A 12468-nucleotide genomic window follows, 5' to 3' on the forward strand; every position below is an offset into this window, starting at 1 on the left:
TCCACAAACACTCACAGGCAAGATGCCTGTTCCACAAATTCAACAGGCAAGATGCCTGTTCCACAAACACTCACAGGTTTCTTGTGGGGAGTAGGGGTTGGGCGGGACGCCCGCCCATCAAAAGCGGATTAACAATCCAAGATGTGAGTTAGGCTAAGGCTGCTACGGAAACTTTACCCGCAATGCGACCCGCGATCGCCCGCAACTCCCTAGCTGAAGCAGAACCCGGTTGCCCCACCACGATCGGCACCCCCGAATCGCCACCTTCCCGCAACGGAATTTCCAGCGGAATGCGGCCTAACAGCGGCACTCCCAACTCAGCAGCAGTCTTTTCCCCGCCACCAGAACCGAAAATATCGTATTGCTTGTCGGGCATATCCGGTGGTACAAAATAGCTCATGTTTTCCACAATTCCCAACACCGACACTCCCAACTGCTGGAACATCTTTAACCCCTTGCGGGAGTCCAACAAAGCCACAGTCTGCGGCGTCGTCACGATCACGACACCAGCCATCGGCACAGCCTGCGCCATTGTCAACTGCGCGTCTCCAGTACCCGGAGGCATATCGACAATCAGATAGTCTAAATCGCCCCAATTCACCTGATAGAGGAACTGCCGAATGATCCCGTTCAACATCGGGCCGCGCCAAATCACGGGTTGATCTTTGTCAATTAAAAACGCCATCGACACCAATTTGACGCCGTAATTAAACGCAGGTTCGAGGCTTTCCCCGCTTTTCCCGTCCCTAACCATGACTTTCGCGTCCCCCAGACCCAACATTGTCGGGTCATTGGGCCCATAGATATCCGCATCCAGCAAACCCACCTTAGCGCCGGTTTGCGCCAGCGCTACTGCCACGTTTACCGCCACCGTGCTTTTGCCGACGCCGCCTTTGCCGCTGGAAATTGCGATAATATTTTTAACGCCTTCAATGCCTTGGCGATCGACCACTCCCTTTTGCTGGGGCGTCTCGGCTGTCACCTCCACCGCCACTTTTTCGACTCCTGGCAACTGTTTGACCGCTTTTTGGCAATCTTCGACAATAAATTCTCGCAGCGGGCAAGCAGGGGTTGTCAGCACTAAAGTAAAACTGACGACACCGCCGTCAATTTTTATGTTACGAATCATGTTCAATTCCACCAAACTCTTTTGCAGTTCGGGGTCTTGCACGGGTCGCAGGATTTCTAAGACTGAACTAACATCGAGTGTATTGGGCATTGTGTTCTCCACCATAGCTCTGCAATTGGGTTTGCGAATTTTCGATCGCAGGTTTAAGTATATTTTTATTGCTATTTTTTAATGTAACTTCATAGCGATCATTTGCAGACCTGCGGTGGCATAATTACATGACGACTGGATTTGGGACTCACGGTCAATCTCAAACTCAAATGCGATCGGCAAGAATTTCTACGACCGAAAGCAATTTGGTCACAATAGGCGAATTGAGCCGTGGTCGCAATTCTTCAATCTAAAATCTAAAATCTTAAATCTTAAATCGGATGACAGTTTCTACCACACTTAAAACCGCCACTTCCCCGTTTTTGCCGCCCGCTGACTCTAGAGCTAGAGTCAGCCAATTTATGAAAACCCTACAAGACGAAATTTGTCAATCCCTCGAACAGCTCGATGGCGTTGGCAAATTTAAGGAGGACTCTTGGGAACGCTCCGAAGGCGGGGGCGGACGTTCTCGCGTCATGCGCGAAGGCGATGTGTTTGAACAAGGGGGAGTCAATTTTTCCCAAGTGTGGGGCGAAAGTTTGCCGGCTTTGATTCTGGCCAAGCACCCCGAAGCTGCAGGTCACGATTTTTATGCAACAGGCACTTCGATGGTGCTGCACCCCCGCAATCCCTACTTGCCTACGGTTCACCTGAATTACCGCTATTTTGAGGCCGGGCCGATTTGGTGGTTTGGCGGCGGTGTGGATTTGACTCCTTATTACCCGTTGGCTGAGGATGCAGCTCATTTCCACAAAACTCTGAAAGCAACTTGCGATCGCCACCATCCCGGATATTATCCGACATTTAAACTCTGGTGCGACGAATATTTCTACCTCCCCCACCGCCAAGAAACCCGCGGCGTGGGTGGCCTGTTTTTTGACTACCAAAGCGCTCAAGGCGCGCTTTACCGCGACCATCATGTCAAAGGCAAAGCAGCCGAGTGCAGCAACAACATCGGGGCGCCGGAACCTAGAACTTGGGAGTCGCTGTTCGCCTTCGTACAGGATTGCGGCCGGGCATTTTTGCCGGCTTACACCCCTATTATTGAAAAGCACCGATCGAAAGAATACGGCGAGCGCGAGCGTAATTTCCAACTTTACCGCCGCGGCCGTTACGTTGAATTTAACTTGGTGTACGATCGAGGCACGACCTTTGGCTTACAAACCAACGGACGCACCGAATCGATTTTAATGTCCCTGCCACCTTTGGTACGCTGGGAATACTGCTACGAGCCAGAACCCAACTCTCCAGAAGCCGAACTCTACTCCAAGTTCTTAAAACCGCAAGATTGGGCGAATTGGATGCCTCAGCAGTCACCGACCTGAGTTAAACTACTGGGACAGTAACCACCGCGATAGATAATAAATTTGAGGGAAGGGTCAGTGATTCATATTGATCAAAAAACCCACACGCTTCAAGACGGTACAACAGTTATCGTCTTAGCACCGACAGGACGGTTGGACATCACTACAGCTTGGCAATTCCGCCTCAAGTTGCAAGAGTGTATTTCCAAACTTAGCCGCCATGTTGTAGTGAATCTTGGTCAGGTTAACTTTATCGATAGCTCTGGCCTGACCTCACTTGTAGCAGGTATGCGGGATGCGGATAAAGTTAAGGGAAGTTTCCGCATTTGCAATGTTCATCCTGAAGCCAAACTGGTGTTTGAAGTCACCATGATGGATTCTGTGTTTGAAATATTTGAAACGGAAGAAGAAGCTCTAGAGGGGGTGCCGCGCGCAAGTTGACCACTCCCGTTTGCATCGCTTGCGGTGTAAGCGCAATTTAAGCTTGAGGCTCACAAAAAGCGCCGGAACCCTGCACAAGAACAGGAAGCAGGTAAATTCTTGCCAGCTTCCTTATGCTTTCTTCCTTTTTTGAGAGGTTGAGAGCAATTGCTAGGATGATATTTTCCTAGACTTTTAGGTAATACTCATGACAATTGGTGTAGACTGAAGTAGCCTGCATAAAACCATCAGTAATGATGACTTGGACTTTCTCTCACTTCTCTCAAGCTTTCGCTTGAGAGCATCTCTGTAATCCTTGCGGTTCGAGGTTGGTCAAAACCAGTGAAGAATACACCTCCTTGATTTGTGCAAAATACGGTTAGAGCCATAAAAGTTAGGTGGCTCTAAAATTTTTCAAGGCCCCAACAGTGGTGAGAAAACACCCAGTTTGAGTAGCGCTTTAGGGATTTTCCTTAAAGCTTTGTGGGATACCACCATGCTCTGGGACCTGTCTGATGAGTGTGCTATATTCGGATTCTCTGAGGTTGTCGGAGATTGTCTGGATTAAAAGTATCAGGTTCACCAAAACACTAAAGTAGAAGAATAGGTCAAGGTAAAGTCTTGCCTTCTATCCTAGATAGCTAAATCTTTCTTCCTTGTTTCTTGTTGCTTCTTTCTTCAAACCAATATCTCAGCAGCAAAATCCTGACGCTTGACAAATCTAAAAGGGCCCATTAAGGCTCCCCAGATAGCCTTGCCAGTCGTGGGGCTTATTCCTTTGTCATAGCTGAGAAATTCCTCGCCTGCGGCTTCAAATCCCAAGTCTACTTGGTAATTTTGCCCCCCGTAGGCAAAGCCGCAGCGAGTGCCCTCCGGCAAAGATGCCCGAAATCGATAGCCGTTTGAGGCTAAATTTTCCACCGCAACCGAGAGGGTGCAGCCGGGGAGGAGTTGGATTTGCTCCTTCGTTAGCTTTCCAAGCAAGTCGGGGTTGCAACCGGCTCCTTTGACGGCTGTAATGTCCTTGAACATATAATACTGAGCTTCGATAAGTCCCGGCGCTATCTGTGAGTGTCTCAGTTGCACGATGCGGGGGCGGTATGGCTTGTCTAATTCCAGAATGTTGGCTTGTTCGGCAAACAGGGCAATGCTGGGTTCGGAAAATAAACGAACGGGTAGTGGTCTTTGCCACATACGAAGGTGGACGTACCACGCCGGCTCTGCTAGCGCTTGTTCCCGGTTGTCAAATTCGCCCGCCATGTACTGGGCTAAAGCTATTAATTCAGGAGAAAGTGTCATGTTTGTTTGATTTTTCACGATTATGGTTGACAAAAAAAAGTTATTGTGATATGGAAAGCCATATCTAGGCTGGGCAAGTCAGAAGATTAGATTTATGAGCGATCCCAGAAGAGCTATGATTGTAAAGATACTGGGGTTTTTCCCTCCTATGGCGACATATTAATTGTTGCAGCCGATCGCGCGTAAAATATTTTTGAGAAAATTTTGTCTCGCAATCCGGCCGCAACCCTTAAAAAACTGGCAAATTTTGTCAGCCAGATCGCAGAATTGACTCCCCGACTTTACTCACGCCGCGCTGGCACGCCCGCTACGGCAAAATTATTTATCTATAAGACTCAGGTGAACAATAACCGTACTGTTTCAGATACTAAGCGAAGTTTCTATACGATTCACACTCGACCGATCAACTCAATTTACCGTCGAGTGGTGGAAGAGTTGATGGTAGAAATGCACTTGCTTTCGGCGAATGCCGATTTTCAATACGACCCGATTTATGCTTTGGGTGTAGTGACAGCTTTCGATCGATTCATGCTTGGGTACGCCCCAGAAGCAGACAGACTTTCGATTTTTAACGCTTTGTGCAAGTCCCTAGAAGACGATCCAGAGCGCTACAAGCAAGACGCTCAGCGATTGGAAAGCTTGGCAGATAGACTTTCCGGGCAAGAGTTGCTCTCGTGGCTCGATCGCTCGACCAGCTTTGAAGATACAGCGGATTTGCAAGCGTCTTTAGGGGCGATCGCCAGCAACCCTCAATTTAAGTACAGCCGCTTGTTTGCGATCGGTTTGTTCTCGCTATTAGAAAAAGCTGACCCTAACTTGGTAAAAGACCAAGAAACGCGAAACAACGCGATCGCCAAAGTCAGTGCGGCCTTGCACCTGCCAGAAGACAAAGTTAGCAAAGATTTAGATTTGTACCGCAGCAATTTGGAAAAAATGGCCCAAGCGCGAATAGTGCTTCAAGATGTCATCCAAGCGGAACGGAAAAAACGCGAAAAGCGAGAAACAAAAGTTACCGCTGGCCCTTCGGCAGACTCTTCTGACAGGAGCAATTAATCGTTTGAAAGAAGTTCGGCAGCGGATTTTGTAACGGATGTAACGGATGTAACGGATGTCGGGAAGAAGGAAGTTCGGCAACGGATTCGTTCAACGGATGTAACGGATGTAACGGATGTAACGGATGCCAGGAACAAGGAAGAAGAAGGAGTTTTTTATTTGTTACACAAAATAAAAAACTCTTAAATTTTAATTTTTTTTCTTGAATTCTGGCTTCGGCCTTGTGGCTTCAGATGTTGGTTGCTCAGAAACTAAAAATCCCGCTTTCTGAATAGAGCGGGATCGACTTAAGTAAAATAGAGCTGTTGGGGTGGTACTAAGGCTGCGGCTCAAAATTAGTGGCGTTAGCTTGCAGCCAAGTGCTTAGCTGTGAAAGAACTTCGTTTCCCGAGGACTTGCCCAAAGCTGTGGGGTTTGGGGTGTCGGGCCTGTCCAAGTTGCGGGCGATCGCTGCATTGACTTCTTTGGAAATCAAATCGTGAAGTTGCTCTTTAGCCCTAGCCCTTTGAAAGTGAGCTCCCTCTTCCGTCGTAGCGTACAGAGGTGGCAGCCTATTTAAAGCATAAGCTGCAATATCTCCCACATCCAGACTCAGGTCGCTCGTCGCTTCAATGTCGGCCACCCTAGCGATCGCATCGCTGAGCACCAACTCTTCCATAACGTTGATGAACTGTTTGCGTGGCAGAACCACAACTTCGCCAGTCAACAAAGATCCCATCAGACGATCGAGAGCCATGTACTCTTCGATCGACAATTCCGAAGCCGTATTGCAGATCCGTCCCACCTCAGCTTCCATAGACGGCGTTAAATAGCCATCCTGCAAAGCCTGTTCAACAATTTTTTCAATACTCATATATGCGTCCCCGCTCAACGGCATCATCAATAAAGTTTTGTGAAGACGCGATTGTTAGCGTCTTGAGATTCGAGTTTTGAGAGTTGAGTTGAGAATTTTTATACAAATCCTAACTCAATACTGATAACCCATAAAGTTATCTGCACACCCCAGCCACAAACTTACCCCATAATTGACGGCTTTATTCATCAAAACCTGTAAAAACTCCTACTCAACTCCCTGAAGCCGCCAAGGTACAGGATCGACGGCCTGCCCATGCACGTAAAGTCCCCAATGCAGGTGAGGGCCTGTGGAAGCCCCCGTTGACCCCAGAGTACCAATTACTTGACCTGGTTTCACGACATCGCCTTCCTTGACATCAATCCGGGCCAGGTGCATCAAAATACTTGCTACCCCCTGACCGTGGTCAATACCAACGACATTCCCGTGGATTTTGAACCCTTGGGATTCGCGTCCCACTAGAGATACCCGACCTGCTGCTGGTGCGACTACAGGGGAACCGTAAGCACCCGCATAATCAACGCCGCGGTGGTAGTAGTCTTGAGCAAATACCCCATTATAATAACGTCGCACCCCGTAAATAGTGGTAATTTCGCCGGAGTTGGGGCGCAACAATTTGCCGTCCCAAAATTTTTCGGGTGTCACGAGTGCTTTAAATGCGTCTACGCGATCGAACTCCGCGTCTGTACCTTCGCTGTCTTTCCCAGGCGGTAGCCAGATGGATTGAGTAGGAAAATTTCGATCCCGCACTTGGAGACTCAAGTTCTGAACTTGTCCGTCACCTGCGACTTGGATTTGGCGGGCACCGGGTTTCTCTAGCGGCGTCGTCGGTAGCAGGGCCCGAAAGCGGCCGTTGCCGATCGGAAAAGCGGGGTAGTTTTTTTGCTGTAGAGAAACTTGTGGAGTTTCCCCGCCGTTACCGTCAACCTGAATCATTACTGACAGCGTATCTCCCAGTTGGGGATTTGTCGGCGTCACAACTACCTGCAAAGCTTGTACCGGCAGGGCAAAACTTAAAAGGCCAGCAACAATTCCCCCGATCGAACTAGCGGTTAGCTGGTTTGCTTTCAACTGCCCCCACCGCAAAATCCGACCTGTAACTATTTCGGCACTTAGCCCGCCGTTGCCTCGACTCACAGTCATTATCATCACTAGGTGTCCTTAATCTTTGTCTCGCTGAGATATTTTCAAGTATCTAGACTAACTATAGCAATCCTCAATCCGTCGATAAAAACAGCCGTAGCTAAAAAGCTTGGTCAAAGATTGGGAGATGAGAGACTCACTTAAATAAATACTTAACAGCACTCAAAAATTTGGCGAGACGATCATACTTTCGCACAAATGCCGTTACCTTCCTCAAGTCGAAGATTGATAATACTTCGGACAGTTTCATAGCCCAGGTATAGGTAGCTAGAAACCCGGTTTCTACGAGTTTTGCGACGACTCACGATAAATCTACGAAGAAACCGGGTTTCTGAGGTCGGCGTGCGTCCGCCCCCGCTGGCATTTTTATGTCGTAGCATCAAACCCTTAATTTTCACTTTTGGCTGATAAGCTGTTGTGCATTTAAATTGAATATCAAAAAATCATCTAAATCTTGTGGGGAGTAGGGGGTTGGGCCAGAAAGCCCGCCCTGAAGATGCAATTTAAATGCGTGACAGCTTAATCTGATCACCTAAATTTATAGGGATTCAAAGGTAGCGGTGAAACCATCTAAGGTCAAGCATTCTTCCATAAATTCCTCTACATCGTTGACATTCTCAAGCTGATATTCCATGATGCGTTGACCATCGCCTTTCATCTTTTTGGAAGAGGAAGGCGTGGCGGGATATTTGGCAGCAATGGCTTTGAAAGCTTTGGAATGGGTATCCCAGCTTGCAGCCGAACATTTTATGATTAAAAGCCACATGATTAAATTCCTCCTTCGGTTTGGTTTACTAATAGTCTGACGACAGTGAAAGTTAGCTCAATAATGCCGAAAAATCAAGGGATTCGGTGGTTGGGAAAAAAGCTAAAAGCCGAGCCACTATGTGAGCAACACCACCCTTAACATTAGATTCAACATTCAAAGGCATCACGGGATCGTGGAGTGATAAGCGTAACAGAAACCAGCCAGATTCGCTAGGTGACGTGCAGGAAATTCGCAGACCTTCGTAGTTATTAGGAACGATTTTCCAGTCTGCTTGCGTTGAGACAAATTGTTGCAGTTGTTCAATAACCCGATCGCCCTGCGCTTTGAAATCATCCACAGCAATTTTAATCCGAAATTCTGCACTTTCTTCGGGTTCTTTTAAATTCGCAATTAAATCCGGCAAAGATTGGTTTGCTAGCTTTGACTTAGCCAATTCAATCAATAATTTGCTGACCAAATAAGCGCCATCATCCAAAAAGTAATTTTCTTTCAAAGCTCCATGTCCAGAGGTTTCAATCGCCAGCCATGATTCCTGTCCGGCTTCATTGAGGCGAATCGACTCGTCAATCACATTTTTGTAGCCGCGTTTAAAGCGATGGTGAATCCCTTTTAAATCTTGTTCGATGAATTGCGTTAAGCCATCGGAGGTGATAGAATCGGTGACAATGGTAGAGCCTGGGTGTTCTTGTAATACGATCGCCGAAATCAAGGCAATTAAGCGATTGCGATTGAGTTCCTTGCCAACTTGATCGACGGCCGCACTGCGATCGACATCGGTATCAAAAATAATCCCAAAATCTGCTTGATGTTCAATTACCGCTTGACAAATTGACTGCATTGCCTGTTTATCTTCGGGATTTGGCACATGATTGGGGAAAGTACCATCTGGTTCTAAAAACTGACTGCCCGTAGTGTCTGCACCTAAAGGTTTTAAGACTTTATCAACATAAAAACCGCCAGCACCATTGCCCGCATCCACAACAATTTTTAATCCTGTTAGTGGTTGCTCAAAGTTATCGGGATGATTGACTGCTTCCCGGATTTTTGTGACAAATTGGTTAGCATAAACTGAGATAAAATCATGCTTTGTAATCTTACCGGGCGAGGCTGCTGGCTGAAAGTTATTGCTTTGCGCTAGTGCTAAAATATCTGTAATATCTTGTTTTTGTAACCCACCTTTGGCCGTGAAAAACTTTAAGCCATTTCGATTAAAGGGCAAATGGCTAGCAGTGAGCATAATTGCGCCGTCGCAATCAAAACCCGGGGTAATGGTACTCATAAACATGGCGGGAGTTGAGGCCATTTCAAAGTCGTACACAGTTGCACCAACTGAGGCGATTCCCTCCATGACTGCTTGCATTAAGGTTGGCCCTGATAGGCGACTGTCACGCCCGATCGCGATCGTTAATTCTGCCGCTGGTTTATTGACTTTGGGCACCAGCCAACTGACAAAGGATTTACCTAAGATTGTGGCAATTTCGGGGGTGAGGTTGACTTTTTCATTGGGGACGCCTTCGAGGGCGATACCGCGAATGTCTGAGCCATTTTGAAGTTTTGTCCAGTTGAAGTTTTGCATAATAATTGATGGTAAGTAAAAAGATCGGAGTCGGCGGTTGAAACCGATCATAGAAAGTTTTGTCTGTGGCTAGACGGTTCGACTCAGCTTTGCCGATCGTCTTTCGCGGACTAACAAATAAACAGGGGAGAAATTTTGGATTTGGTATTATTAGTCATCAGAAATATGGGTTTGAAACCCCGTCCTAAAAGGACGGCTTTACATTGAGTTAAAACATACAGCGGGGTGGAGGGGTATGGTTGCCCCAAGGCGTGAGGTATGGTTGCCTCAATCTCCTTTCGGAGTAAAGTTAGCACGCGCCTTTGTTTAGTGAGCTTGCGCCGCCTAGCAGCACTGTCGAGCGTGACCTTAAGACTGTTTAACCGCTAGCGACAGAGCAAGGGACTAGCTACGCATCAAGCGGGTGTTGTGACTCAAAAAACGTAGTCAATTAAGACGCTTGGCTGGTCAGAACGGCTTGTTAGATTTCTCCTTCAAGCCTCATGCCTTTAGGCTGAGGTTCCTGACTAGGGTGACAGAGTTTTTCAATTCAATCAGCTAATCGGCATTTAAGTTGTATTTAAAGAAACAATCCCAGTCTTGTGGGTGGGATTTGAGCAACGCCCAAAATATCCAATTGAAATGTTGAACCGCTTACTGGGAATTTTGGCCCCATCACCGCTAAGATTAAGCTTTAATTCCTTAGTCGCGTTCAACGCTGTAAATTGCCTGCAAGCGGAACTCACCATGAGCGGGAACTTCCACAATATCTGTAGCTGCATTGGTCGTTTCTACGCAGAGTAAACGCTGATAATCTGCATCATCAAGGTCGGCCATATTTGCAGAAATTGTCACCCAGGGATTCCACACTACGACGGATTTACTACCCGATGATTTAATGCGAATTCGACGATTGAGGGCGCTATCCTCAATGACTAATTCATTGGTGACATCAAGATAAATGCGATCGACTTCACCTGTTACTACCACTGCACCCACTTGAGTTTTTTCGACACCAGCATCAACTTTATCAAGATACTGGCTATTTTCTAAGCCTAAAACCTGCACGCGGTTGATATCGCCGACTTGGAAATAGGTGTGGAAAGCTTGGGTGAGGGGAAATGCTTTGTCGCCTAGATTGCGGGTGATTAATTCTACTGTGAGGCTGATGCCGATCGTAATCACGATCGCCAGTTCAAAGGCGATCGGCCAAATTGCTCTAGTTTCATCGGTATCCTTGAGTCCGAGAGTGACTTTGGTGGCGCCGTCGGGGGTTGTGGCGGTTTCTAGCACATTCCAGAGGCGATTCCGCACGAATCCATGACTCGGACGCCCCAAGGCTTCGGGATCGGGGCCAAACCAGGGCCAACAGATTGGTATACCGCCTTTGATGGCTTTCCCTTCGGCGTAGTAGGCTTTTTCGCTGAGGAACATCAAGTCTGTGGCTTCGGTGGCTGGTTGAAAGGAGAGAACTTGACCGGAATACACAGAAATTAAGGCTTTGGCTTGACCGTTGTCGATGTGAATCATGGGGAAACCACCGTTTCCGGTGGCGAAGGTGAGGTGTCCGGCTATGCCGTAGTCTGTGTTTAATTGGTCAATACTCATCAGAAATATGGGTTTGAAACCCCGTCCTTTTAGGACGGCTTTACATTGGATGGGGGGGGAGGAATTCTCCTCCGATGAATGCTTGTTACCGCCTTGGATATACTAACGACGTTCGACGTTTTGTATTCGCCTTTAACCCGGACAGTTACGGATCGAGTGCTTTCTACCTGTACGCATAACAAGTGGCGGTAAGCCCGTGTGTGTATATCCCTTCGCCACTGATATCCCTTGAGGTTACAGACTAGGGAGGCATCCAGTAACATCGTTCGGTGTACCACCACCAGATAATTCAGTTTGTCTCAAAGACGCAGGCTAGACACTGTTTTAGTCTCAAATTAAGAAGGTGGTGAGTCTTCCTCTTTCAAGCCCCATGCCTTTAGGCTGGGGTTAGTGACGCTGTTGGCTTGGTGAATTGCTTTACAATTATCCGATATTATGGTTGCTAGATTGATTAGATTGTTGAGTTTGACGAGGGAAGGTGCGATCAACACAACGAGGGACTCACAAGAACGAATTGGGAGTGCCAACTGATCGCCCGGGGATGTGCGATCGAACCCATCGGCAGACATTGCTGAGTTCTCCGATCGCCAAGCTAATGCAGCAATTCATCCAAACACGGCGTAGCGACAACACTCCGCATCTCTTCTTCGAGGGTGATTTGAAGCGGCAATTGCCTGGGATGCCCCCAAAACAGGGATCTTTGCGCTGTCCGACTGATTGCATCCGCTAGCGTTGGCATCGAAACTTCATATCAAATCCGCGCTTCATCGTCGGGCGTAAAATCGATTCAACACTCAACACTCAACCATCATTCAGTTTTTCGACCCCGAGTTAACAGCCAACAGTCAACAGTCAACCATCACGGACGGTGCAACCGGAATTGATATCACTTGTCAAAGGCGGAGTTTCGCCGAAACCCGGTAAGTCCACTGCGACCGCTTACGGTTCAGCGTTACTGAATCAAGTTATAGATGATCTAGGAACAGTTCAGCCGTTGAGCCGTATTAAATGGAGAGTCGATCGACTCTCATGCGCGCCAATTCACAACTCCTGACGAGTCGGACGGATGATCATTTCGTTGACATCCACATCACCGGGCTGCTCAATGGCATAGGCAATGGCCCGGGCGATCGCATCCGCATCAATGGCAATTGAATACAACTGATTCACCGCTTTAAAAAACCTAGGCAAACCTGGGTAAGCTCAGCGGTATAAGTTTGAAACGTTCTTTCTTAGCGCCTACGC

The 12468-nt window shown here is 47.7% G+C and carries 12 protein-coding genes; 4 read left to right on the forward strand and 8 right to left on the reverse strand.

Annotated elements, in window-relative coordinates; translation table 11 throughout:
- Window positions 1–148: 148 nt before the first annotated feature.
- Window positions 149–1219 carry an Mrp/NBP35 family ATP-binding protein gene (locus QUB11_RS26785; RefSeq protein WP_006631390.1) on the reverse strand — a complete coding sequence of 357 codons (1071 nt, stop codon included), beginning with the start codon at window positions 1217–1219 and terminating at the stop codon, window positions 149–151.
- Window positions 1220–1500: 281 nt separating this feature from the next.
- On the opposite strand from QUB11_RS26785, the gene hemF reads away from it, so the two are divergent.
- Window positions 1501–2544, forward strand: a complete 1044-nt coding sequence (gene hemF / locus QUB11_RS26790) for an oxygen-dependent coproporphyrinogen oxidase (RefSeq protein ID WP_333199627.1) — start codon at window positions 1501–1503, stop codon at window positions 2542–2544.
- Between the two features lie 57 nt (window positions 2545–2601).
- Window positions 2602–2964 (forward strand): STAS domain-containing protein, encoded by a 363-nt coding sequence (locus tag QUB11_RS26795; RefSeq protein WP_006631392.1) that lies wholly within the window; start codon window positions 2602–2604, stop codon window positions 2962–2964.
- A gap of 657 nt (window positions 2965–3621) precedes the next feature.
- Here QUB11_RS26795 and QUB11_RS26800 read toward each other — a convergent pair.
- Window positions 3622–4242 (reverse strand): chromophore lyase CpcT/CpeT, encoded by a 621-nt coding sequence (locus tag QUB11_RS26800; protein ID WP_333199644.1) that lies wholly within the window; start codon window positions 4240–4242, stop codon window positions 3622–3624.
- Window positions 4243–4581: 339 nt separating this feature from the next.
- Between QUB11_RS26800 and psb29 the strand changes: the two genes are divergently transcribed.
- On the forward strand, window positions 4582–5295 hold the full coding sequence (gene psb29 / locus QUB11_RS26805) for a photosystem II biogenesis protein Psp29 (protein WP_333199646.1): 714 nt from the start codon (window positions 4582–4584) through the stop codon (window positions 5293–5295).
- 316 nt (window positions 5296–5611) lie between these two features.
- Here the strand turns inward: psb29 and QUB11_RS26810 are convergent, their stop codons facing one another.
- The 5 genes from QUB11_RS26810 to QUB11_RS26830 all read right to left on the reverse strand — a co-directional run bounded on the left by QUB11_RS26810 (window position 5612) and on the right by QUB11_RS26830 (window position 11223).
- A complete protein-coding gene (locus QUB11_RS26810; RefSeq protein ID WP_193971299.1) occupies window positions 5612–6148 on the reverse strand; it encodes a late competence development ComFB family protein in 537 nt (178 codons plus the stop codon).
- A 207-nt stretch (window positions 6149–6355) separates the two neighbouring features.
- Window positions 6356–7297 (reverse strand): M23 family metallopeptidase, encoded by a 942-nt coding sequence (locus QUB11_RS26815; protein WP_333199629.1) that lies wholly within the window; start codon window positions 7295–7297, stop codon window positions 6356–6358.
- Between the two features lie 532 nt (window positions 7298–7829).
- Window positions 7830–8057, reverse strand: coding sequence for a hypothetical protein (locus QUB11_RS26820; RefSeq protein WP_333199631.1), 228 nt, complete (start codon window positions 8055–8057; stop codon window positions 7830–7832).
- 52 nt (window positions 8058–8109) lie between these two features.
- Window positions 8110–9636 carry a phosphomannomutase/phosphoglucomutase gene (locus QUB11_RS26825; RefSeq protein WP_333199633.1) on the reverse strand — a complete coding sequence of 509 codons (1527 nt, stop codon included), beginning with the start codon at window positions 9634–9636 and terminating at the stop codon, window positions 8110–8112.
- A 681-nt stretch (window positions 9637–10317) separates the two neighbouring features.
- Complete coding sequence (locus QUB11_RS26830; protein WP_333199635.1) at window positions 10318–11223, reverse strand: D-hexose-6-phosphate mutarotase; 906 nt, start codon at window positions 11221–11223, stop codon at window positions 10318–10320.
- A gap of 520 nt (window positions 11224–11743) precedes the next feature.
- Between QUB11_RS26830 and QUB11_RS26835 the strand changes: the two genes are divergently transcribed.
- Window positions 11744–11953 carry a hypothetical protein gene (locus QUB11_RS26835; RefSeq protein ID WP_333199637.1) on the forward strand — a complete coding sequence of 70 codons (210 nt, stop codon included), beginning with the start codon at window positions 11744–11746 and terminating at the stop codon, window positions 11951–11953.
- A 311-nt stretch (window positions 11954–12264) separates the two neighbouring features.
- On the opposite strand, the gene QUB11_RS26840 is transcribed toward QUB11_RS26835, so the two are convergent.
- Complete coding sequence (locus tag QUB11_RS26840) at window positions 12265–12414, reverse strand: hypothetical protein (protein ID WP_445300777.1); 150 nt, start codon at window positions 12412–12414, stop codon at window positions 12265–12267.
- Window positions 12415–12468: the final 54 nt, after the last annotated feature.

This window comes from Microcoleus sp. B6-A1 (assembly GCF_036705085.1).
In the GTDB taxonomy this organism is placed as follows: Bacteria; Cyanobacteriota; Cyanobacteriia; order Cyanobacteriales; family Microcoleaceae; genus Microcoleus.